This is a genomic window from Sporosarcina cyprini (assembly GCF_022048975.1).
Classification (GTDB): domain Bacteria; phylum Bacillota; class Bacilli; order Bacillales_A; family Planococcaceae; genus Sporosarcina; species Sporosarcina cyprini.
Window position 1 is genome coordinate 16,244 of sequence record NZ_JAKMHX010000035.1, and the last position, 23,566, is coordinate 39,809.

General features: G+C 46.2%; 26 protein-coding genes. 12 read left to right on the plus strand and 14 right to left on the minus strand.

What is annotated here, in order from left to right; translation table 11 throughout:
• Positions 1–8: 8 nt before the first annotated feature.
• From essB to L7D49_RS18130, 8 genes are all read right to left on the minus strand, one after another.
• Entirely contained in the window at positions 9–1,181 is a 1,173-nt protein-coding gene (gene essB / locus L7D49_RS18095; protein ID WP_238083551.1) for a type VII secretion protein EssB, read from the minus strand.
• An 11-nt stretch (positions 1,182–1,192) separates the two neighbouring features.
• Entirely contained in the window at positions 1,193–1,432 is a 240-nt protein-coding gene (gene yukD / locus L7D49_RS18100; protein WP_238083624.1) for an ESX secretion system protein YukD, read from the minus strand.
• A gap of 79 nt (positions 1,433–1,511) precedes the next feature.
• Positions 1,512–1,805, minus strand: a complete 294-nt coding sequence (locus L7D49_RS18105; RefSeq protein WP_207959066.1) for a WXG100 family type VII secretion target — start codon at positions 1,803–1,805, stop codon at positions 1,512–1,514.
• 484 nt (positions 1,806–2,289) lie between these two features.
• Entirely contained in the window at positions 2,290–3,297 is a 1,008-nt protein-coding gene (locus tag L7D49_RS18110; RefSeq protein ID WP_238083553.1) for an NAD(P)H-dependent flavin oxidoreductase, read from the minus strand.
• A 240-nt stretch (positions 3,298–3,537) separates the two neighbouring features.
• The gene (locus tag L7D49_RS18115; RefSeq protein WP_238083555.1) at positions 3,538–3,909 is read right to left on the minus strand and encodes a DUF5412 domain-containing protein; all 372 of its coding nucleotides are present in this window, start codon (positions 3,907–3,909) and stop codon (positions 3,538–3,540) included.
• Positions 3,910–4,018: 109 nt separating this feature from the next.
• A complete protein-coding gene (locus tag L7D49_RS18120) occupies positions 4,019–4,726 on the minus strand; it encodes a hypothetical protein (protein ID WP_238083557.1) in 708 nt (235 codons plus the stop codon).
• Positions 4,723–5,535 carry an ABC transporter ATP-binding protein gene (locus L7D49_RS18125; RefSeq protein WP_238083559.1) on the minus strand — a complete coding sequence of 271 codons (813 nt, stop codon included), beginning with the start codon at positions 5,533–5,535 and terminating at the stop codon, positions 4,723–4,725. Before L7D49_RS18125 ends, L7D49_RS18120 begins: the two co-directional genes overlap by 4 nt.
• A 98-nt stretch (positions 5,536–5,633) precedes the next feature.
• Positions 5,634–6,608, minus strand: coding sequence for an aromatic ring-hydroxylating oxygenase subunit alpha (locus L7D49_RS18130; RefSeq protein WP_238083561.1), 975 nt, complete (start codon positions 6,606–6,608; stop codon positions 5,634–5,636).
• A 234-nt stretch (positions 6,609–6,842) separates the two neighbouring features.
• On the opposite strand from L7D49_RS18130, the gene L7D49_RS18135 reads away from it, so the two are divergent.
• On the plus strand, positions 6,843–8,174 hold the full coding sequence (locus tag L7D49_RS18135; RefSeq protein WP_238083563.1) for a uracil-xanthine permease family protein: 1,332 nt from the start codon (positions 6,843–6,845) through the stop codon (positions 8,172–8,174).
• 47 nt (positions 8,175–8,221) lie between these two features.
• Here the strand turns inward: L7D49_RS18135 and L7D49_RS18140 are convergent, their stop codons facing one another.
• Together L7D49_RS18140 and L7D49_RS18145 are read right to left on the minus strand one after the other, a co-directional pair.
• Positions 8,222–8,416: a YwbE family protein gene (locus L7D49_RS18140; protein ID WP_238083565.1), complete on the minus strand. Its 195-nt coding sequence runs from the start codon at positions 8,414–8,416 to the stop codon at positions 8,222–8,224.
• On the minus strand, positions 8,416–9,021 hold the full coding sequence (locus L7D49_RS18145; RefSeq protein ID WP_238083567.1) for a class I SAM-dependent methyltransferase: 606 nt from the start codon (positions 9,019–9,021) through the stop codon (positions 8,416–8,418). The genes L7D49_RS18140 and L7D49_RS18145 overlap by 1 nt, the downstream gene beginning before the upstream one ends.
• A 92-nt stretch (positions 9,022–9,113) precedes the next feature.
• Between L7D49_RS18145 and L7D49_RS18150 the strand changes: the two genes are divergently transcribed.
• From L7D49_RS18150 to L7D49_RS18175, 6 genes are all read left to right on the plus strand, one after another.
• Positions 9,114–9,371: a hypothetical protein gene (locus L7D49_RS18150; RefSeq protein WP_238083569.1), complete on the plus strand. Its 258-nt coding sequence runs from the start codon at positions 9,114–9,116 to the stop codon at positions 9,369–9,371.
• On the plus strand, positions 9,368–9,571 hold the full coding sequence (locus tag L7D49_RS18155; RefSeq protein WP_238083571.1) for a hypothetical protein: 204 nt from the start codon (positions 9,368–9,370) through the stop codon (positions 9,569–9,571). The genes L7D49_RS18150 and L7D49_RS18155 overlap by 4 nt, the downstream gene beginning before the upstream one ends.
• Before the next feature lie 193 nt (positions 9,572–9,764).
• The gene (locus tag L7D49_RS18160) at positions 9,765–10,331 is read left to right on the plus strand and encodes an RNA polymerase sigma factor (RefSeq protein WP_238083573.1); all 567 of its coding nucleotides are present in this window, start codon (positions 9,765–9,767) and stop codon (positions 10,329–10,331) included.
• Entirely contained in the window at positions 10,309–11,889 is a 1,581-nt protein-coding gene (locus L7D49_RS18165) for a DUF4179 domain-containing protein (protein WP_238083575.1), read from the plus strand. The genes L7D49_RS18160 and L7D49_RS18165 overlap by 23 nt, the downstream gene beginning before the upstream one ends.
• A gap of 214 nt (positions 11,890–12,103) precedes the next feature.
• On the plus strand, positions 12,104–12,550 hold the full coding sequence (locus L7D49_RS18170) for a MarR family winged helix-turn-helix transcriptional regulator (RefSeq protein ID WP_238083577.1): 447 nt from the start codon (positions 12,104–12,106) through the stop codon (positions 12,548–12,550).
• 2 nt (positions 12,551–12,552) lie between these two features.
• The gene (locus L7D49_RS18175; protein WP_238083578.1) at positions 12,553–15,207 is read left to right on the plus strand and encodes an MMPL family transporter; all 2,655 of its coding nucleotides are present in this window, start codon (positions 12,553–12,555) and stop codon (positions 15,205–15,207) included.
• A gap of 47 nt (positions 15,208–15,254) precedes the next feature.
• Here the strand turns inward: L7D49_RS18175 and L7D49_RS18180 are convergent, their stop codons facing one another.
• Entirely contained in the window at positions 15,255–16,826 is a 1,572-nt protein-coding gene (locus L7D49_RS18180; RefSeq protein ID WP_238083580.1) for an amidohydrolase, read from the minus strand.
• A 106-nt stretch (positions 16,827–16,932) separates the two neighbouring features.
• On the opposite strand from L7D49_RS18180, the gene L7D49_RS18185 reads away from it, so the two are divergent.
• On the plus strand, positions 16,933–17,373 hold the full coding sequence (locus tag L7D49_RS18185) for a YtoQ family protein (RefSeq protein WP_238083582.1): 441 nt from the start codon (positions 16,933–16,935) through the stop codon (positions 17,371–17,373).
• Between the two features lie 46 nt (positions 17,374–17,419).
• Here the strand turns inward: L7D49_RS18185 and L7D49_RS18190 are convergent, their stop codons facing one another.
• Positions 17,420–17,620, minus strand: coding sequence for a hypothetical protein (locus L7D49_RS18190; protein ID WP_238083584.1), 201 nt, complete (start codon positions 17,618–17,620; stop codon positions 17,420–17,422).
• The gene (locus tag L7D49_RS18195; protein ID WP_238083586.1) at positions 17,595–17,786 is read right to left on the minus strand and encodes a hypothetical protein; all 192 of its coding nucleotides are present in this window, start codon (positions 17,784–17,786) and stop codon (positions 17,595–17,597) included. The genes L7D49_RS18190 and L7D49_RS18195 overlap by 26 nt, the downstream gene beginning before the upstream one ends.
• Positions 17,787–18,122: 336 nt before the next feature.
• Here L7D49_RS18195 and pstB point away from each other — a divergent pair, with 336 nt between their 5' ends.
• The 4 genes from pstB to pstA all read left to right on the plus strand — a co-directional run bounded on the left by pstB (position 18,123) and on the right by pstA (position 22,090).
• Entirely contained in the window at positions 18,123–18,938 is an 816-nt protein-coding gene (pstB, locus tag L7D49_RS18200) for a phosphate ABC transporter ATP-binding protein PstB (protein ID WP_207959088.1), read from the plus strand.
• A 230-nt stretch (positions 18,939–19,168) separates the two neighbouring features.
• Positions 19,169–20,179 carry a PstS family phosphate ABC transporter substrate-binding protein gene (locus L7D49_RS18205; RefSeq protein ID WP_238083588.1) on the plus strand — a complete coding sequence of 337 codons (1,011 nt, stop codon included), beginning with the start codon at positions 19,169–19,171 and terminating at the stop codon, positions 20,177–20,179.
• A gap of 74 nt (positions 20,180–20,253) precedes the next feature.
• Positions 20,254–21,204 (plus strand): phosphate ABC transporter permease subunit PstC, encoded by a 951-nt coding sequence (pstC, locus tag L7D49_RS18210; RefSeq protein ID WP_238083590.1) that lies wholly within the window; start codon positions 20,254–20,256, stop codon positions 21,202–21,204.
• Position 21,205: 1 nt separating this feature from the next.
• Entirely contained in the window at positions 21,206–22,090 is an 885-nt protein-coding gene (pstA, locus tag L7D49_RS18215) for a phosphate ABC transporter permease PstA (RefSeq protein WP_238083592.1), read from the plus strand.
• A gap of 84 nt (positions 22,091–22,174) precedes the next feature.
• Here pstA and glmM read toward each other — a convergent pair whose 3' ends face one another.
• Positions 22,175–23,527 carry a phosphoglucosamine mutase gene (glmM, locus tag L7D49_RS18220; protein ID WP_238083594.1) on the minus strand — a complete coding sequence of 451 codons (1,353 nt, stop codon included), beginning with the start codon at positions 23,525–23,527 and terminating at the stop codon, positions 22,175–22,177.
• Positions 23,528–23,566: the final 39 nt, after the last annotated feature.

Below are 23,566 nucleotides of genomic sequence, written 5' to 3' on the forward strand. Positions count from 1 at the left end.
GGTTTCTTTTATTCTTCGTCCTCTTCTTCTACCATTAACTTTTCATACTCTTCTACTTCATGGTCGATATCTTGCAGCAGTTGCTGTTTTTCTTCCCCGGTCAAATCCCGATCTGCTTGGATTTCCTCCCGTCTTTTTAACAGCCCGTAGACGATTAATTCCCCGTCCTCCATGGACCGGGCCAAATCCACCGCTTCTTCCGCTTCCGCTCTCCCGATATAGATCCAGTACTTCAAATAATCCTCATCGGTCTGCAAGGTAATATTAGAAAGAACATTCTTTTTCTGTTCCTCATCCAGCCGTTCATTCGTGACGTAAGAAAGGGCGGCTTCGTATAGAACGACATAAGGCATTTTGTTCACCTGAAGAGGTTCCAGCGTCGTAACTACTTCACTGTACCAATGCGCCAAAAATAAATGGTGGCTCGTCATATAGGCATCTGTCGTCGGTTTAGTATAGATAAAGTAATAACATACGAAAATAAGTGCAGGGACTAGCAGGGCACCTAGACTGATGGCTGTAATTTTCCATGACTTCCATTTCTTCTTCGGCAGCTTGATATAACGTTTTTCATTCTCCTCAATCAGCTGAATCTGTTTCTTGCAAAACACCCTCAACTCTTCCGGATCTTTCGCAGACAGGATCGATTGCTCCACTGCGTTTAACGGCAGAGCATCTTGGTATTTGATATAGTCGTCAAACGTTCTAGAGTTGCTTACCGCCGCAGCGACCGCAGCTTTTGTTTCGACCCAGACGCGGTCTGGATTCTTTTCCATCGGCGGCAGGGCATCGATCATTCCGTAATGTATGAAATAAGGTGTCATTCCTGTGTTGTACACGATATTTTCAGGACAGACCGCCAGCGTAATGCGATCATAAGGATGCTTTTCCACCTTCTCAATTAATTGGTGGGCAAAGATCCATCTCGTTTTCATATTCTCTTGGCGCAACGCCTCAAATGGCTGATGCAATTCCGGAATGCTTGCCGTTATAATCAATTCATCATCTGTCGTCGTAATCGCTTTTGGGATTTCCGGTTCGACTTCGCTTAGGAATTGGACGACCGACGGGCTTTTGAGACCAATCCGTTCCCGTTGAAATGACAAGGTGATTTGATTTTCTTCCCGGCGCACTTCCGTATCGATTAAACTTTCGAAATAGGAGCTTTTCTGTTTCGACATCCCAATTCCCCTCACATGACTTCCACCCGGTCACCCGTCGTAATGCCGCACTCGGCCAGCGTCAGGTACCCCGGATACGCCTTATTTTTATTGACAACTCGAATCCAATGCCCTTCCCGCTGCTTTTCCGAAATGGAACGGACCTGCCAGGCGATATCGATTAACTTCTTCAAGCTATGCAAATCGGATAAGCGAAGGTCGAATTCCTCGGCTCCATACCGCTTCACATCAATTGTCACTTCTACATACACGAGACTTCTCCCTCCAAGCAAAGAAGCGCCTTCCACTTAACAGAAAGACGCTTCCGAATACGTAACATATGGAATGCATTCAGCCGCGAATTTGACTTGCAACTTGTTGATCCGCGTCTTGAAGAGCTTCTCCTGCGCGATTCAACTGGATTCCAATCTCGCTCAATAACTCTCTCATTTCATTGAAGTGCGGCTTAAGACGCTCATACTGTTCAGCAAACGCAACGCTGGAAGCACCTTCCCAGACCGATTGCAATTCACCGATCATCCCATCAAGACGTCCGATTTGAGAAGCGACCTCTCCAGACTCGTGGTTATAACGGTTTGCCATTGCCGATAGTTCTGCGGGTGTGACGCGAATAATTCCTGACATGCTTCATCTCTCCATTCAAAAAATTTTTTATAAAATAACTGCGTGGAATCACATAACCCACGACAGATATTTCAACTATGAATCTATGAAAAAGATAGGTACTTACTGTAATCAATAACACATCCTTAAATTCATTGTCAAAAAACTTTAAAAACGCGTAATTGCCGGATAGGAAAAGGGTAATGAGGTCTTGGTCATATTCTCCAATTTTCACCACATAACACTTCGCCATCCCGACTCGAAATATAAGTATTTATTTCCAAAAAGTCACAAGTATCCTTGCAATTTTAGACCTTTTGATTCATTTATGGCGAAAACATGTACATGATGAGCAAAGAGAAAATAGACTGGACATCAGATTCCATATTATGGTTAACCTTACCGCCTCACTTCGTACTGTAAATGTATAACAAAAACTTAGGATTCTATCGTGAATACATAAAAAAGCATTCCAATGCACAATAGGCATTGAAATGCTTCGTCGTCAGCTGATGAACTTCTGTAAAATTTCCTCGACGGTTCCTTCTGTTGTGGCATGCACCTGTTCACCCGCCCACATAGACATGAATTCCGGCTTCCCTTGTTTCCCCGCTTCGCTGCGTATCTTTTTCGTTAAATCGTTTTGGACTGGATACGGCGCGATCGGTGCGTTCTGCATCATTTCGATAAATTCATTCTGAATGCCCCTCGCCATTTTTCCGGAGAAGGTATCAGTTAGTACGGTACTTCCCGCTTGAGCCCGCAATACTGCCTGTTTATACAGAGGATGCGCCCCGCTTTCTCGGGCGGCGAGCAAGGCGGTCCCGATTTGCACAGCTTGCGCTCCATAGGTCAGCATTTGGTTCATCCGTGCCACATCCGCAATTCCGCCTGCTGCGATGACTGGTATGGATACAGCCTTGGACACATCTTGCAGCAATGTTTGCAAAGGAATCAAAGGTAACCCAATAAAGGAACCTCGATGCCCGCCTGCCTCACTGCCTTGCACGACAACAGCATCCAGCCCCGCTTTCTCGACAGCAAGCGCTTCTTCGACCGAAGTTGCCGTGCCGATCAATTGGACACCCGCTTCTTTCAAGATTTTTATGTCACCTGGCTTTGGCAATCCGAATGTAAACGAACAGACATCCACTTCTTCTTGAATAATTACTTCCAGTTGCTGTTCAAATTGAGAAACAGAAAGCGTCACGTCCCATAATGGCATCCCCAGCTTTGCACCGATTAGCTGCAATGCCTCATATGCTTCCTCGTACAGCTCTTGTTCCATTTGCACTTCTTCTGGAACAAACAAATTCACCGCAAACGGCCTCTTCGTCCGCTTCTTTACTGCTTGAATAAACTCCCGCGTTTCATCTGCAGACAAATAGCCCGCCCCAATCGAACCGAGCACGCCAAAGTTCGATGATGCCGCCACGAATTCAGGCGTCGTCACACCCGCCATCGGAGCTTGGATGATCGGATGCTCAATACCTAACAGTTCCAACAGTTTCATTCATGCACTCTCCCTTCTCCTCGGTAGATAAGAAATAGTAGCAGCAGAGGTAGTAAAGGAAATAATGCTATCCATTTAACTGCATGGTTGACTCCCCAAAAATAATACGAGATTGGCAAAAACATAACAGCACATAAAAGCAATGCTCGCTTCTGCCTCGTCAACAAACCAAAAAAGAACAATAGAATTGATATGATCAATGCTGCCTGCCAAAGCACAACCGCCACAATCCATCCCCTCCTAGTCTTTTCTCCAGTCATACACATCTCGCCTGACATCCAACACCTTGCCGTTGATGCGCACTGTATGGCTATCCAGCCACTCAATTGAAGCTTCTTCCTCCCGATATTGCCAATAAATATTTTTCTTTTTATCTTTCTTTCTATGATAAACCACTTCAGCCCGCACCGCATAAGAAACGGTTGCTCCCCCATCGACCAAGTACGCTTTTACCGTATAATCACCACCGGGCGAGACCGACTCTGTTAAAAAGACCCCTTCTGGCAGCCGTTGCGTGTTGTAAAAGAATTGATACCAAATAATCGAGAGAACTACGGCGAATATAAGGAGCGGTATAAAAATAGACAAGATAATAGTATTTCTTTTCTTCATCGTTTCTTCATTCCCCTACAGGTAGGTAGCCAGACTTCTCTACGATTTCACTAAAGCTTTACTTTCTCAACTCTTACCCATCTCCCTAGACAACCGTCATATAGGGAGTTTATTCTCTCTTTAGAAATAATTTCATAGTCAGGAATAAGCCTGCCGCCACATAAACCATTACCCATAGCGTATCCAGCCAAAAACTATCACCAACCACATAGGGCGTGTCATCCGTAAAGTGAAGGATAACTTGATAAATAGCCGGAAACGGCAGCAACAGCCATTTGAAGAAGGACGCCTTTTCGACAATCCCTTCTGCTGCCAATGAAATAACGATGACAAACATGGCGGAAAGCCAGGCAAATCGTTTAGACTCTATGTTCAAGGTCGAGAAGAAGGAACCGACCAATATTCCGAAGGACGCGCATACTAGATGACCGTAAATGGCCGCCATGAGTTGGACTGGTTGAATCGGCTCCTTAAATATTGAAAAAACGAGCGGGTATACGAGAGCGAAAGACCCCAGGACAGCAGCAACTAGGAAACAGACGACCCATTTCCCGATCAAAAATGCACGCTTGCCTTTCAGCTGGACAATCAATAAGTTTTTCTCGGTTTCCTCTTCCAATGAAAAAACATTCATTGCTACCCATGTCATGACTAAATACATCGAAACACTTGTTATGACATAGCTGCTCATAATCGGAACGCCACTGTATGTATAAAAAATAATGACCCAAGCTCCGAAAAGAGTGACAGGCGGTATGAAAGTCAAAGAACGGAGGTAGCTTTTCATTTGATATTGAATAAAACCCGGCTGAATCATGATTTCACCTTCACTTCCAATATGGAGCAATCCACTCCGAGCAGTTTTCGTAACAGGTTGTCACTCTTATCCTCTTCCACCGTAATGACCGCCGTTTTTCCGTCAAAGTGTATGCGGTCAGATGGCACGAACGCCAAATCCCGTTCGTCTTGGAACTTCACGCGGATCAGTCTTTGCGGTTTCCTATGCCATTGTGGCTGATAGACGCTCATTTTTCCAGTTTCTATTTGTAACGTCTCTGTCGCAACCTGTGTAATTGGGCCATCCTCGTGTGCGGTGAAAATAATTGGGATCTGCCCTCGTAATTCATGCAACAGGCTGACAAATGCTTTTTGCGCGTCTTGATCTAATCCAGTAAGGGGTTCATCCAATAGAAGGAGATCAGGCTGCATGAGGAGAGCCTGAATAATACCGACCTTCTGCTTTGTCCCTTTGGAGCAATTGGCGAGAGGGGTATTCTGAAATGAACTTAATCCGAAAAGATCCATGTACTTCGTAAGGAGCAACTCACTCTCCTTCGCAGAAGTATGGAAGGAAGCTGTCAATAATAAATATTCTTTCACTTTAAAGCGCAGCCCTTCTGGAAAATGCTCAGGGACATAGCCAATTTTGTTTGTGTTCCATCGTACGTCCCCATCGGTCGGTTCATAAATACCGGCCAGAATCTTCAACAACGTACTCTTCCCCGAGCCATTCCCCCCCTGAACGAATAAAATGGTATCCCGTGTACAAGAAAACGAAACACGTTGAAATAACGTGCGCCCGGCTACTTCTTTTCCAACATTAGAAACTTCCAGAACAACTTCCATTCCCATCCCCCGTTTAACAATCACTTAAAGCACTAGTATACAGTAAATCTATTGGAAAAATAAAAAAACACCGGATTTCTCCGGTGCCTTCTTCCTACTCATGCAGTTCCCATTTTCACGCCGAGTTCTTTTAAATACTGACGATAGGCGATACTCATGCGATCACAGACAAGCGACAGTTCTACCTGCAAATCGAGTGGCAATTCTTCAGGTTTTTGATTTTCCACGACCGGCTTATCTTGTGCGAAAATTTCATCTTGGAATTGAATCAATGCTTCATCACTGAGACCTGTATCGTAATTAAATGACAGGATGCCATACGCCATGGAACGATCCTCGTCGATTGGGCGAACTGTCAGCAGGATGGTCATCAGTGTATTGTTTTCCTTGTCTCTCTTCGTAAAGCTGACCGTGAATGGTCGATGGATTTCATAGGTGTAGTACACATATTTCGGAATACCCGAGCCATCCGGATCCGGCTGATAAATCGCGATTTCATCGGAGAAAATACGATCTCCGTCCTTGTGCACCTTGTAATCATGCACTTCCCGGTGTGACTCCGTACCCAGTGCTCCAACATGAACGACCGCAAGATGGCCGACATCGAGAAAGTTCTCGATAATGCGCGGCGGCTTTGCAACCACTTCTTGAGGACCCCAAATGACATGATGGTAGGTTTCATCGTTCATTGGCTTATATTCAAACAGCTCAGGATCATTACCCGCAAGGTTCACCCAGATCAATCCATACTTTTCTGCGCATGCATACGATGTGGCCTTCGCTTTTTTCGGAATCGCCCGCCCTTCCGGAAGCTGTGGAATATGGACGCATGCCCCTTCATCGTCATACTCCCATGCATGATACGGACAGACGAGACAGTCATTTTTCACTTCTCCTAGCGAGAGGGCTGCCCCTCTATGGATACAAAGATCCTTGAAGGCGTGAACCCCTTTGCTGTTGCGGAAAATCGCCAGACGTTCTCCCATTAATACGACTTGGATCGGCGACTCCTTGACGTCTTCTGAACGGCATGCAACTAGCCAATCTTCGAGAACCACTTGATCATCAATCATTTTTATCGCTCCTTCTGTCTGCTTTGCTCTTTGGTTGTTTTGCGTGTTTTTTGACCTTTGCGGTTAATCAATCTACCTACATAGTACGGGAAAATTCTATAGCACGTCAACCCTAAACACGAACTATAATTAATGCATATATTTTTTTGTTCGTTTTTTATATACAAAACCGAATAAAAACTATATAATTCACTTGAAAAGTTCGTAATAAGCCAAAAAGAGAGGTTAGCAACTATGGAAAAGAAACCGGATGGCATCATTATTGGCGTCAATGAAAAAGTAAGCGCCCCAAAAGCCTTGGTTCTCGGATTACAGCACGTACTCGCGATGGACTTATATATCGCCCCGATCATCATTGCAGGACTTCTTTCTTTAACAGTAGAAAATACGTCTTTCTTTATCCAAATGTGTTTCTTCGCAACAGGCATTGCCACATTGATTCAAACCGGTGCCGGCATCAAGCTCCCTGTCGTGCAAGGGCCGTCCTATGTTCCGGTTGGCGCCATTGCGGCAATCGGCAGTAAATTGGGACTTGGCGCTATTGCAGGGAGTTTGATTCCCGGTGCTATTTTTATCGCCCTACTTGGCTATCCTCTGAAATGGTTTGCGAAAGCGGTTCGCAAAACGATACCCCCGCTCGTTGGCGGAACGGTTATTATCATCGTAGGAATTGCGCTCATGCCGATCGGCCTGAATAATATTTTCCTTGCCGAAGGCAGCATTGGCACGAATATTATAGTAGCTTCCGTTTCAGCTGTCATTGTGATTGTTTGTATGCTGCTCGGCCGGAGACTTGGCGGCATTGGTACCTTCTTCCGCCTGGTCTCTGTCATTCTCGCAATCGTTGGCGGCACCATTACGGCAAGCATTCTGGGAACCGTTGATTTCTCTCCTGTCCGGGATGCAGCCTGGTTCTCCTTGCCATCGCTATTGCCATTTGGTAAACCGGTCTTTAATACCGGAGCTATCATATCTATGATCTTCGTCTATTTAATTATCTTGATTGAAACGACTGGCACCTGGTTTGTCGTCTCGACAGTAACTGGAGAAGAACTAGACGAGAAGCGGTTAAACCGCGCTTCGTTTGGAGAAGGGCTCGGCTGTCTGGCGGGTTCGCTCGTCGGCAGTACACCGATGACCGGCTATTCTTCCAATGCCGGACTTCTTGCAATTACAGGTGTTGCCAGCCGGACCGTCATCATGGTCAGCGGGGGGATTCTCGTCTGTCTTGGCCTAGTTCCTAAACTGTCGACTGCCATTACGTGCATTCCTGAACCTGTCATCAACGGGATTTTCGGTATTGTCTGTGTAGCCATTGTTACGAACGGCATGAAAGTCATTCAACCGATTGTGATTGACGACCGCAATATGATGGTCATCGGCATTCCAATCCTTTTGACAATTGCCGTCACAGTACTTCCGAAAGAAGTATTGGCAAACGTTCCGGACTGGGCCAACTATATCCTGTCATCCGGCATCACAGTAGGCGCGCTGGCTACGGTTTTATTAAACCTGATTATTCCTGTCGCTAAAAAGGAGAAAGCTGAACCTCAATCAATCGAATAAGAGAAAAGAGTGCAAACACGGATTGTGTCTGCACTCTTTTTATGCTTTTATTCCAAAATGTCACATACCCTGCCGATTTGACCATCAGCCAGGCGTACTTTAATGCCATGCGGATGATAGCTGGAATTCGTCAACAAATCTTTGACGACGCCTTCCGTTTTTGTACCAGACCGCTGATCCTTTTTTAAGATGACATTCACTCGCAGCCCGGGCTTTACGTCACTTCTATTCCGTCCGTCCATTATGCGTCTCTCCTTCTTTTTTGAAATATGCATTGTACCACATGGGCTTTCCCTGTGTGGAGCTGTCCTTCCTCGCGAAATACTTCTCCTATATGAAAATGTTTAATGAAAAAGCCTTCAAAGCTTTGCAGCAGGTTTACCGGTTTAATTAACAATGCCTCGTCACGCGGCCCGCCTGTTCCATAGCGCAGTTGATCTTTCGTGTAGAGCTCACTGATGTAAGAGCCACCCGGTCGCAGTGACTGCTCAATTCCCTCTATTGTTCGTTTCATCACCTTTTCGGGAAAATGGCCAAAGATGTGAACAATGGCATCCCACTGTTCGAATCCCCACTCCACATCTGCCAAATCATGCAGCTCCGTCTTGACAGCCACTCCTTTTTCCCTTGCCAATCTCTGTGTCTTGTCCAGACCCGACTGGGCATAATCCCATGCCGTCACATCAAAGCCAAGCGTCGCCAAATAAACGGCATTCCGCCCCTCCCCTTCCGCGATGCATAGCACTTTGCCTCTCTGTAACTGCTTCGCCGCCTCGATGACGAACTGATTCGGCTCTTTTCCATAAACATATTCCTCTGTATCGAAACGTTCGTGCCATGGATTCATCGAACATTCGTCCCTTCCATCTGCATTTCTTTTAGTGTAGCACGGAAGCCCACTGTTTATGGTTTCCTTACTCCTACGATTAGTAAGGTTTTTTGGGGCGTTCGACTGGAGATATTGGCGTTCATTTTGAGTTATTGGCGTTCAACTCCAGTTATTGGCGTTCAGCTTGGGTTATTGGCATTCAGCCGGAGTTATTGGCGTTCAGCTTGAGTTATTGGCGTTCAGCTCGAGTTATTGGCGTTCAGCTCGAGTTATTGGCGTTCAGCTCGAGTTATTGGCGTTCGTTTCGAGTTATTGGCGTTCAACTTGATGTTCTGGCGTTCGGCCACGGGTTCTGGCGTTCAATTTGATTATCTGGCGTTCGGCCACGGGTTCTGGCGTTCAACTCGATTATCTGGGGTTCAGCCGTGGTTTCTGGCGTTCAACTCGATTATCTGGCGTTCACCTACGGTTTCTGGCGTTCGATTTGATTATCTGGCGTTCGGTCACGGTTTCTGGCGTTCAACTTGATTATCTGGCGTTCGGCTACGGTTTCTGGCGTTCGACTTGATTATCTGGCGTCCCAGTTTTTCTGGCATTGGCATCCGGATTCTTACTTTTATCTCTAGTTTCTGTTATTCAGCCCTGGCTTCTGCCGTTCAAACTAATTTTCATCTAAATGAAATTTTTTCACCACTCGACCCGTTATACTGAATGAAACAAAGAAAGACATGCGCATGTCCGTTTCAAGCAAGGAGGTCACCATGGAAGAAGAGCAGCTTTGGATACGCCAAGTATTGGCAGGCGATAAGCAAGCGTTCGCTAACATTATTAATAAATATAAAAACCCATTGTATGCGACCATTTTGCGGATGACTAAAAATCCGCAGGACGCTCAAGATCTTGTACAAGATGCTTTTATTAAAGTGTACCGCAATCTGCACAAATATGATGGAGGCGGCGCTTTTTCCGGATGGCTCTACCGGGTGGCCATCAATCATTGCATGGATGAGTTTCGAAAAAAGCGGTATTCCACTGTGCAGGTGCAATTGGAAGAAGAAGCGATCATCAACCCAAATCATCCTGAAATCGTATTTTTAAAAAGAGAGAAAAGCCGTCAATTGGAGCGACTGATCTCCACTTTGCCGGAAGACGAACGACTCATCATTCTTCTCCGCTATGTAAACGAAATCAGTTATGAAGAGATTTCTGAACTACTGGGCGTGCCTTTGTCTACCGTTCGGAATAAACTGCATCGGGCGAAGAAAAAGATGAGAGACACCGTGAAACGTGAAGGAGGTTATTTTCATGAATTGTCCAACGGGGGATAAACTTTCACAATATGTTGATTCATTGCTGCCAAGCGAGGAGCATGCAGAAATCAAGAGACATGTAGAGACATGCAGATCCTGTCAAACTGTTGTTTCTGCTTACCAAGAAGAACAGGCCTTCCTGGAAGAGACTTTGAAGACACCGATGTTGCCTGATAACTTCGCAGACATGGTATTGGATCAAGTAGAGCCTTACGAACAACCTGTAACAAAGCGGCGATTCAGCGCTTGGAAACAGGTTTCCGCGGCAGCTGCCGGAATTCTATTGGCTGTCGGCATCGGTGCCAGTCTTAACCCTAGCTTTGCGCAATTCATTGGTGGCTTGTTCTCCACTGACCAAGTCGACAACGGATTAAAAATAGCAGCGGATGCAGGTTTGGCTCAGCGAGTGAATTTACAAACCGAGGATCAGGGGCTGACGTTTGTTGTAGAAGACATCATTGCCGATTCGTCCAGAGTCTCGCTTTCATACAAAGTGTTGAATAAAGACGGCAAGGCTTTGGATACCGATCTACGATTTTACGAATCGGGCAATACGGTCACAGCAACAGATCAAAACGGCCAGCCGCTGGAAGAATGGGGTACCGGCTGGCAAGAAGGAAGCGATTACGGCAACATCGAATTCTCCTTGCGTAGTCATGGCGATGTGGAGCGCATAACGGTTCGTTTTAATCTCGATGAACTTAATGGAATAAAAGGCAACTGGCAGCTGGAAGTCCCTGTCGATTTGCATGAGAACCGCAAACTGACAAAGAGGATGGATTTGAAGAATGCCACTGGTGTCCATCATGGGGTCCAAATCGATCTGAAAAAGCTGCAAATCGCACCTTCCTCAATAGATTTATCGTACGAGACTGTTTTCACGAAAGAGGAACGCAAGAACTCCGAAGAGGCTAAACGGAAGTTTGAGGACATGTTCGGTAAAGATAGCTTAGATTCGCTTGTCTTCGGAAACAACACCTCGATTGCCTATCATATTGAAAATGCAAAAGGTGACGTCATCTACTCCGCCGGTCGTTCCACCGGTGAGGAAACCGGCATGCGGCAAGGAAACGGAGAGGATATCGACATCACAGGAGGCACCGCTTGGATTGATTCATTCGTCCCTAAAGGTGAAGAACAACTGACCTTTGTATTGGATGGAGTCTATAAAACGGAGCCTACTGACCTTTCTCTTGCATTTAAACCGAAAGACATTAAAAAAGATCCTGTTTCATTCAGCTATAAAGGAAGCCATTTAACGATCAAAAGCGTGAAAAAGCCTCTTTTTAGCGAAGATAACTCCGTTGTCATCAAAATGGAAGGCGGCATGGACTCGCTTGATGATGATTTCGGCAGCTGGATTGCTGTAGACGATCAAGGAAATAGCTATCCAGGCAACTTCAATGGTTCCATTTTGGATGAGAAAGATAAAAACGGACGCCATAAGGCAAAACTAGATTTGGTGTTGGAAGGTTTACACGAAGTACCGGAGGAATTGACGCTTTATCTCGTCACAAAACGAAGCTATTACCCAGTTGAAAAACAATGGAAAGTTCCGTTGACTGAAAAAGAGTAATACGCGGAAGACTGCTGCTTGCCAGATGGCTTTGCAGCAGTCTTTTCTATTTGCTTCTATTGGACGAACGGCTGTCACTAAATTGCCACAATCAATAAAAACCCCACTCGGCCGCAACCCGTTCACTTTTATTATAAGAACCGCCATGTTGAAAGATTGACGAATAGTAGTAGACCCCCTAAACTATATTTATTAGTTGAGGGGGTCTACTAGTTTGAAAGAGAAATTAAAAGAAGCCATTGAATTATTTGAAGAAGTTATGATTTACGGCACGGAGCATGTTATCAAATCTGTCGATGTTGATATTTGGAATGAGTATTCGCCTGAGCAGATTCAGGTGCTTAAAATACTTTCGACACAAGGACCGCTTTCAAATGGAAAATTAGCTGAAATCCAAGGGGTCCATAAAAGCGCCGTCTCGACCCGTTTAAGGAAGCTAGAGGAAAAAGGATTGGTCTCTTCATCCAAGGATCTCAATGACCAGCGTACAAAAGTGATTGAACTGACTTCCTCTGGAGCTGAAATTCTCAAGCAATCGGATGAAGCTGTTTACGAGAGTATTGAGAAGTTATTTAAAGACCAAATCATTGAAGAAGAAATTGATACGTTCGTAAAAACGTTCCGTAAACTAAAAGATATTTTACAGATGAAAGGAATGTAACTATGAAACTCGTTTTAAAATTCAAGTGGCCGATTTTTATCGGTTTACTCGCCCTAACAGCAGCGCTTTTCATTCTATCTCCCGATCTTGCCAAGCAAGCGGAAAATGCAGGCTCATTTCAGTTGCCGGATACAGCAGATTCACAAAAAGCAGCTGATATTCTGGAGAAGGCTGGCGCTTCTGAAGAAACGATATCTCTCGTTTATGCTCTTGATACACCAGTCGATGACGCACGCAGGCAAGATGTCTCTGCTGTTGCCAAGAAAATCGAATCACTCGGCAAACCAGTCAAGGCTGTTCTAAATCCTTTCGAAAATGAAGAACTAGAAGCACAGCTTGTGTCTGAAGACAAGAAGACTATTCTCGTCCCCGTCACAGTAGATGGTTCCCATGAAGAAATCATTGAACTGGCGGATAAAATCCATGCTGACATCTTGCCGAAAGACGAAACTGTCTATCTAACGGGCGAAGCCATTATAAACAATGACGTGAATGTCAGTGCACAAGAAGGCTTAAAAAAGACGGAATTGATTACAGTCATCCTCATTTTCGGCCTGTTGCTCATTGTTTTCCGCTCGATCGTGACACCATTCGTTCCATTGCTGGCGGTCGGGATTTCCTACTTGCTAAGCCAATCACTCGTGGCCTTCTTCATTGATTGGTTCGGCTTTCCTGTGTCGAACTATACCCAAATTTTCTTAGTGGCCATTTTATTTGGCCTTGGCACTGACTACTGCATCCTCTTGCTCAGTCGCTATAAGGAAGAGTTGCTCGCGGGCCATGAAGTGGAAGAGTCCATTCTTAACACGTATAAAACAGCCGGCCGGACATTATTCATTAGCGCGACAGCCGTATTTATTGGCTTTGCGGCAATCGGTTTTGCTGATTTCCCGATATTCAAATCGGCTGTCGCGGTAGCCGTCGGTATCGCCGTATTGCTTGTCATCTTGTACACGGTCGTTCCGTTGTTCATGGTTTTATTGAAGGATAAGTTGTTCTGGCCATCCAAAGGGGCCGCCTCCCATAAAGACAGTAAAATCTGGATTGCATTTAGTAAAGTGTCGGTCTCCCGTCCCCTTCTGTCGATGCTCATTGTGGCGATTATCTCGATTCCACTATTGCTGACGTATGATAACGATCTTTCATTCAACACAGTTGATGAAATCGATGACAGCAAGGAGTCGGTCATGGGATTGAACCGGATATCGGAAGCTTTCGGAGAGGGCGATTCATTGCCTGTCCAGGTCATTCTGAAAAAGAATGAACCGATTGTGATTGAAAAAGATGTTACGTATCTCGAATCCATCAGTAAAGATCTCGAGAAAGTGGATGGGGTTAAGAGCGTACGGACGATCACGCGGCCGACTGGCGAATTGCTCGAGGACCTGTATGTAGATCATCAACTTACATTGATGGCAGATGGGTTGGATGATGCCGTTGCTGGTCTAGCGGAGGTACAAAAAGGACTCAAGCAAGTACAAGGTGGTTTGAATGAAGTAACAGGTCAATTGCCTGCCGGATCAGCTGCCTCTTCAGGTGGTGCCGGATTGCGTCAAGCCGCGGGCGGCATCGGGAAAATAAATGAACAGCTTGGTCAAATTGCAGGCGGGCTGGAACAAGGAATGCCGGCTGATCAAGCAGCCGGCGGATTGAAAGCATTGAGCGGTGAACTGAAAAAAGTAAGCAACAGTTTGTATGGCGCCGCCAACCAGCTGGATGGCTCAACTGGACAGATTGGCGCCCTTTCCGGCGGATTGACGGAGCTGGCTAAAGGGGTGGAAGCTGCAAATGGAGGTCTTGGTGAAATCCATTCAGGCCTTTCGGATTTATCTGCCATGCTCCATGACATGGGTGATTCCAAGAGTGTCCGGGATACCGGATTGTTCATTCCTGAAGGTACGCTCGATAATAATGACTTCAAACAAGTATTAGACCGCTATACGATTGATAATAAAACCGGGATAATTCTTGAAGTCATTCTGGAGCAGGATCCGTATTCAAGGGAAGCTATTTCGACTGTTCATGATATAAAAGAAACGATGGAGCGTTCTGTCATCGGAACACCTTTTGAAAATGCGGATGTCGCGTTAAGCGGAATCTCAGTCATGAACGCAGACTTGAACGATATCTCGACGAAAGACTTTACCCGTACCGTAACCATTATGCTCGTTGGTTTGTTTGTCGTCTTGTTCATTCTCTTCCGTTCCGCGATCATGCCGGCCTATATGATCGGCTCGCTCCTGCTGACGTATTACACGTCCGTATCGATTACGGAGCTGATCTTCGTGAACGGCCTTGGCTATGACGGTATCAGCTGGGCCGTGCCATTCTTCGGGTTCATCATGTTGATCGCGCTCGGCGTGGACTATTCGATCTTCCTGCTCGATCGGTTCCGCGAAGAGAGCATTAACGGAAAGAACGTCCGGGATGCCCTGGTAACCTCCATGGCGAAAATGGGAACGGTCATCATTACGGCCGCCGTCATTTTGGCGGGCACATTCGGTGCCATGATGCCGTCCGGCGTACTCAGCCTTGTCCAGATTGCAACAATCGTCATCACCGGATTATTGCTGTATGGTTTGATTATCTTGCCGTTGCTCATTCCAGCCATTACGGTGTCGTTCGGACGCGGCGTCTGGTGGCCGTACCGAGGATAATAAACACCTTAAATAGCACCCGATCCTAATGCGATCGGGTGCTTCTTTCATTTTTTATATACGATGTCGCCTGCCACGACCGTCATGACAACATCCGTATTCGGGATGTCTTCTGTCGGAATAGAGAACAGGTCTGCATTCAATACTGTAAAGTCCGCATCAAATTTTGGTGCAAGCTTGCCGCGAGATTCAGACTTCCCAATCGTTGCCGCACTGCCTGTTGTGAATAAACCAACCGCTTCAAAAGGAGTTAATGCTTCCTTCATCAAGTAACCTTCATGCGCAGCGCCCGGTTTCTTGCGAGCGATAGCCGCGTAAATGCCGAGCAATGGATCGACTTCTTCTATCGGTGCATCTGATCCCGCTCCACAAATAAAGCCTTCCTCAAGCAGCCTTTTCCAAGCGTAGGCCCAGTCCAAACGGTCTTCGCCAAGTCGTTCCATTACCCATGGAAAATCAGAAGAAACGAATACCGGCTGGATATCGAGAACGACAGGCAGCTTTTTCATACGCTCTACCAAGTCATCGCGCAATACATTGACATGAATAAGGCGGTCGCGTTTCCCTTCTGGAACCGGATGCTTCTCTATCGCATCAAGCGCTTTATCTACAGCCGCGTCCCCAATTAAATGAATGGCGACTGCTTCCCCGTACTTCCTGGCCAATGCCACATGAGCATCAATTTCTTCATCTGTCAGTACAGCCGTTCCGGAATTCGAAGGATCATCCGCGTAAGGTTGACTGAGCAAAGCCGTACTGCCTCCCAATGCGCCATCGACGAAGAACTTCATTTCACCCGGGTGGATCCATGGCTCATCATATGCCGCTTCATCCTTCATTAATTGCTCAAACACAGTAGAACGGCGCAACAAATGCGCTCTAAATTTCTTCTTGTCATTCCCGATGACATTTTTGAATGCGTTGAGCGGATTTCGATAGTCTCCGTAATACCCTAAGTCATCCGTAACCGCTCCCGTAATCCCTAAGGAATGGAGGTCATCCACCGACTTCTCAAGCGCCTTTGTCAAAGACTGCTCTGTCGGCTCCGGCACTAAACGGAGCAGCCGGTCCATCGGTCCTTCCTTCAAGAAACCAGTCGGCTCCCCATTTGCATCACGCTCAATTACTCCATCCACCGGGTCTGGCGTATCTTTCGTGATTCCAGCTAACGCCAGCGCTTTGGAATTGGCAAGCGCCGCGTGTCTGCACGTTCTTTTCAAGACCATCGGCGAGCTTGTCACTTCATCCAATTCCTGCCGCGTTAAAATCCGGCGGTCAGCAAAATTGTTTTCATTCCAACCCTCACCAATGAACCATTCATCCTCTTGTATATCAGGGTAGGCATTGTTCAATAGATCCAGCATGTCATCTGCGGATGTAGCTTTCGATAAATCAAGCCGGAGCAGCCTCTCCCCGTGTCCGATCATGTGCATATGATTGTCAATAAAGCCTGGATAGAGCACGGCTCCTTGGAGATCCACTTCGGCATCCGCTTGCGGCGCCAGTTCGTCATACGTGCCGACTGCTGTAATCTTCCCATTTTCCGTCAGCAATGCTTCCACGGTTTCGCCTTCTCGATTCATTGTGTACAGCGTTCCATTATGCCAAATTGTCTTCATTTTGGATCCCCCTCTTCTCCCTTTATTCTAAACTTTCATGCAACATCCGGCAATCCTTTTAGACCAGTGCTATAATGAAAGCATCATACTTGGGAGGGATCGTATCATGCGAATTACCGTGTACTTGGCAGGAGAAATCCACACATCCTGGCGGGAGGAAATCAAACAAAAAGTAATGGCACTCCAGCTCCCCATCGACTTCGTCGGCCCGATGGAAGATCACGACCGCTCGGACAACATCGGTGAAGAAATTCTCGGCAAACAGCCTGACGCTGTCTTCAAGGACGCCGCCGCATCCAGCTTCAACAACCTGCGGACTGAAATTCTCTTGAAAAAGGCCGACCTCGTCATCGCCCTATTCGGCGAACAATACAAACAATGGAACACCGCCATGGACGCCAGCAGCGCCATCGTTCTAGGCAAGCCGCTCATTTTAGTCCGTCCAGAACAATTGCACCATCCGTTGAAAGAGCTTTCCCGCAAAGCCCACGTGACAGTGGAAACTGTCGATCAAGCCGTGAAAGCATTGCATTATATTTTTGATTGATGTTGTTATTGGAGGCCTGGCATCGAGTTGCCTGGCCTCCTTCTATTTAGATCGGGCGAGAGGTTAATTGAAATTCCTTTACACCGGCTTGGACACCTTTACCACCAAGTCTCCTTTTACCACCGACCTGCACTCCTTTACCACCAACTCTCAACCTTTTACCACCGACCTGCGCCACTTTACCACCGGCTCTCAACCTTTTACCACCAACTTGAGCAACTTTACCACCGATTCTCCCTTTTACCACCGACTTGCACTCCATTACCACCGGCTCTCAACCTTTTACCACCGACCTGCGCCACTTTACCACCGACTCTCAACCCTTTACCACCGACTTGCACTCCATTACCACCGGCTCTCAACCTTTTACCACCGACCTGCGCCACTTTACCACCGATTCTCCCTTTTACCACCGACCTGCACCACTTTACCACCGACTCTCAACCCTTTACCACCGACCTGCGCCACTTTACCACCGACTCTCCCTTTTACCACCGACCTACGCTCCTTTACCACCGGCTCTCAACCTTTTACCACCGACCTGCGCCACTTTACCACCGACTCTCAACCCTTTACCACCGTTTCTCAACTCTTTACCACCGACTCTCCCCCTCTTACCACCGCCCCACCTATCTCAACATCAAAAAAGAGCACCATTTACAAACTCTTAACAATGCCTTCATACAAGCTCAACAATCCGCGGGTACAATGAGTAAACAAACCTCAATAATATGGGAGGCCATTCAAAAATGGTAGTTAAAGAACGGATTAAAGAAGCGCCATTCAGTGTCGTGAACAACGAGACATGGAAGAAACCGATTTATGAAACGCATGGTTTGAATTTATGGTATGGCACATCACACGCCTTGAAAAATATAGAGATGAATATAAATGAAAAAGAAGTGACAGCCATTATCGGGCCGTCCGGTTGCGGAAAGTCCACGTATTTAAAGACGTTGAATCGTATGGTGGAAATCGTGGCAGATGTGAATATTTCCGGCAGTGTCACATTCAAAGGGAATAATATTCTGGGCAATGCGATGCCTGTTGAGCTGCTTCGCGCGAAAGTGGGCATGGTGTTCCAGAAGCCTAATCCTTTTCCTAAATCCATCTATGAAAATGTCGCATTTGGCCCTCGCGTTCACGGCATCCGAAACAAAGCAATGCTCGATATGATTGTAGAAGACAGCTTGAAAAAGGCTGCTTTGTGGGATGAAGTGAAGGATCGTCTTCACAAAAGTGCATACGGATTATCGGGCGGCCAGCAGCAGCGGCTTTGTATTGCACGATGCCTTGCCGTCGATCCAGAAGTGATTCTCATGGACGAACCGACGTCCGCTTTGGATCCGGTCTCGACTCATAAGATTGAAGAACTGATCAAATCTATTAAGAATGATGTAACTATCGCAATTGTTACGCACAATATGCAGCAAGCTGCCCGCATTTCTGATCGCACTGCGTTCTTCCTAAACGGAGAAATCATTGAGTGTGATCGAACATCCACCATTTTTACAAACCCATCAGACAAGCTAACTGATGACTATATTAACGGCCGATTTGGCTAAACCACAGCATCCGCGAATCAGCGGATGTTTTTTATTGTTTCTAGAAAGTTTACCTTAGTAAAAACTGTTGCCGCTGTGATACTTCTATCTGGTGTTTTCGAATTTATCACTACTAGAAACCCTTTACGAAACCTTTACAAGTTTCCCATACTCGCTTTACAAACGGCCCCTATACTATGAATTGAAGGCGATGCCTTTAAGACAAAAGCCATTTAGGGAGGACAATTCGAATGAAGTTCAACAAAGTTCTTTTATTCATGATCATTGCTGCATTTGCTGTCATCATGGCGGCATGCGGAACAGACAAAGAAAAAGAGGAAGAGAGCTCCTCATCAGACAACAACTCCTCGGCAGAGGCCACAGGTAAAGAGGATCAGGAAAAAGCGGCAACACTTGAAGGAAGTGTCGTGATTGACGGGTCGGGTACTGTATATCCGCTGATGGCACGCATTGCTGAAGAATATATGACAAACGAACAAGAAGGCGTTTCTGTCGAAGTCAGCCGCGCGGGAACGAGCGCAGGCTTCAAGAAATTCCTAGTGGATAATGGAACGGACTTCAATGACGCATCTCGCCAAATTAAAGACGAAGAAGCGGCAGAAGCAGAGAAGCTTGGCATTGAAGTGAAAGAATTGAAAGTGGCATTAGACGGTTTAACATTCGTTATTAATAAAGACAATGACTGGGCGAAGGAAATGACGCCTGAGCAGCTGATCAGCATTTTCCTTGCTGATGGCGGCGTAGAGAAATGGTCGGATATTAATCCGGAATGGCCGGATGAGAAAATTAATGCAATGGGACCAAATGAAAACCACGGAACCTATGAGTTCTTCTATGAAAAGATTTTGGACAAACAAGATATGAACAGCTCTGTAAACTTGCAACAAGAGTATTCGACGCTTGTAAAACTAGTTTCGGAAGATAAAAACGGAATTGCGTTCTTCGGTTTTGGCTACTACGTCAATAACAAGGATAAATTGCAAGCAGTGAACGTTGACTTTGGCAACGGACCTGTCGAGCCGGCTCTTGAAACGATTGCAGAAGATGGCGATTACGCAGACTTCACACGTCCTGTATTCACATACTTGAACGTGAACCATGCGAAAGAAAAGCCACAAGTCTTGGATTATGCCATCTATGTTATGAACAACATCAACCAGTTTGCCGGAGAAACCGGATTTGCACCGATTCCGGAAGCTGAAGTGAAAGATAATGTAAGTTTCCTTGAAGGCCTAAAATAATCGATTCAAGAATGAGAGCTGCTATCAGCTCTCATTTCTTATCAAAATAGCAATTTGGAAGGAGTACTATCATTATGGTAAATGGCGGTTTCTCTAAAAAAGATGTTAGCATCCGTGAAGTTATTGATCATAACCGCAAAACCCAGCACATCAAACGCAAGGTCGAAAAGGGGATTCCCGTCGTTCTCTTTTTAATCGCATCGGTCTCCGTCATTACGACAATCGGCATTGTGTTCACCTTATTATCTGAGACCGTTGAATTTTTCAAACGGGTTCCGATTGCGGACTTTTTTACAGGAACCGTCTTAAAACCACTCAGCCAAAATCCTGAGTTCGGCGTGCTCCCTCTTTTAACGGGTACGGTTATTTCATCTCTTATCGCCATGCTGGTGGCGGCGCCAATCGGATTAATGGCGGCCATTTATTTAAGCGAATATGCATCAGCCCGTGTACGGAAAGTTCTTAAACCAATGCTGGAACTACTCGCAGGCATTCCAACCATCGTTTACGGTTTCTTTGCTTTCACATTTGTCACGCCTGCATTAAAGAACTTAATTCCTTCATTAGAATCGACAAATATACTAAGTCCCGGCATTGTGATGGGTGTCATGATCATCCCGATGATCGCTTCCCTTTCAGAGGATGCCATGAGTTCCGTACCGCAAAGCATGCGGGAAGGTGCCTTAGGGTTAGGCTCCACTAAGCTTGAAGTGACAAGGAAAGTTGTTATTCCAGCAGCTCTATCCGGTATTATCGCCTCTTTTGTTTTAGGAATTTCGCGCGCTATCGGGGAAACGATGATCGTGACAATCGCAAGCGGCAGCACAAAGAACTTCACATTTGACGTGACTCAATCCATGCAGACAATGACTGCTTATATCGTTGAAGTGACAGGCGGCGATGCGCCTGCCGGATCGACTGTGTACTACAGTCTGTATGCTGTTGCCATGACACTGTTCGCATTCACCCTTCTTATGAACTTGTTAGCTCGCTATGTCTCAAGGAAATTCAGGGAGGAATACTAATATGCAACTTAGCAATCAAACAGTGATGATGAAAAAGATGAAATACCGTATTGGAGCGAATAAATTCGCCAAGCTTCTCTTCATGCTATCCGCTTTTTTCGGATTAGGCGTACTCGCCGTTTTGTTTTATCAAGTGTTCTCTCAAGGAATTCAATTTATCAATTGGCAATTCCTTACCGGTAAACTTTCAACTCAACCGGAACGCGCCGGTATTATGGGTGCCATTCTCGGAACGTTTTGGCTCATGCTTGTCGTTGCCCCTGTTACAATGTTTCTCGGGGTCGGCACAGCCATCTTCTTGGAAATGTATGCGAAGAAAGGCCGCCTAGTCGGTTTGATTCAAACGAACATTGCTAATCTGGCAGGGGTTCCCTCTATTGTGTATGGTATTTTAGGACTGACCGTTTTCGTGCGGATGCTCGATTTAGGAAATGTCGTACTCGCAGGCGGACTTACGATGGCATTACTCATCCTGCCAATCGTCATTGTGGCAAGCCAAGAAGCAATTCGTGCCATTCCAAGCCAAATGAGCGAAGGTTCCTACGGTCTCGGCGCCACCAAGTGGCAGACGATTCAGCGGATCATCTTGCCAGCCGCCCTTCCTGGTATTTTGACAGGCGCGATTCTTTCCCTATCAAGAGCAATCGGGGAAACTGCTCCTCTTGTCGTCATTGGAATACCCGCCTTGCTCATTCCTTTCCCGGGCGGCATTCTTGATCGATTCACAGTGCTACCGATGCAAATCTACTACTGGACACTCGACTCGTCTCTCGTAGCGGAATATGCAAACTTGGCATCGGCCACGATTATCGTCTTGCTCATTACCTTGTTCGTGCTTAATTCATCCGCGATCATCATTAGGAATAAATTCCAGAAAAGCTACTAAAAAACCGTCAAACGACGGTTTTTTTGCTTTCTATTCCAAGAAAAAAAGCTGGCAAGAACTCTCGGAGTCCTTCCAGCTTTTCTCTTATTCTTCCGTTCCCATTTCAGATCGTACTACGTCTGCAATTCGTTGTACATAACGAGAGCAGTCGTGCTGATCCGGCGCTTCTACCATGACACGAACGAGCGGTTCGGTTCCTGAAGGTCTTACGAGCACGCGTCCGTTTCCTGCCATTTCAGCTTCCACGTCTTGAATTGTCTTTTTCACAGTTTCATTTTCTGTGACGGCATTTTTATCTGTCACGCGAACATTAATCAGTTCCTGTGGATAGACTGTCATCTCACTAGCCAATTCCGATAGTTTCCGGCCTGTGCGCTTCATGACATTGACAAGCTGGAGTGCAGTCAGCAATCCATCACCTGTTGTATTGTAATCAAGCATAATAATATGGCCGGATTGCTCTCCACCCAAATTGTAGTTGCCTTTTTTCATCTCTTCTACAACGTAACGGTCACCTACTGCCGTTTTAACACTCTTCATACCATGAAGGTCTAACGCCTTGTAGAATCCTAGGTTGCTCATGATTGTGGAAACAATCGTATCCGACTTCAGACGCCCTTTTGATTGAAGGTGTCTGCCGAGGATGAACATGATCTGGTCGCCATCGACAATACGTCCTAATTCATCGACCGCAATGAGGCGATCCCCGTCCCCGTCAAACGCCAAGCCAATGTCCGCGCTTTTTTCCACGACAAGCTTGCTTAACCCTTCCGGATGAGTGGAACCGACGCCGTCATTAATATTCAACCCATTTGGTGATGCACCCATTGTGGATAAATCTGCGTCCAGATCTGCAAACAGATGAGTAGCCAAAGTCGAGGTTGCTCCATGTGCACAATCAAGCGCAACATGAATATCCGTGAAATCCTCGTCCACCGTCTGCTTCAAGTATTGAATATATTTGTGGCCGCCTTCGAAGTAATCCGTTACCGTCCCGACATCTGCCCCGATTGGCCGTGGGAGCTGGTCTTGCTCCTCGTTCAGGAGCTTTTCAATTTCTTCTTCCTGCTCGTCCGTTAATTTGAAGCCATCCGCCCCAAAAAACTTAATGCCATTGTCGGCAACCGGGTTATGGGAAGCTGATATCATGACACCCGCCTGTGCGTTCATCGCTCGGGTTAAATACGCAACTCCGGGTGTGCTGACGACGCCAAGACGCATGACTTCGATTCCAGTCGACATGAGACCTGCAATCAGTGCACTCTCCAGCATTTCGCCCGATATCCGGGTATCTCTTCCGACTAATACTTGCGCTTTATCTGTCAAGTCTTTGGTCAGTACATATCCGCCCAGTCTGCCTAATTTAAATGCCAGTTCAGGTGTCAATTCTTTATTTGCAATCCCACGAACACCATCGGTTCCGAAATACTTTGTCATAATGATTCTCCCTTTCAACGCTATGCATTCTGTCTTTTA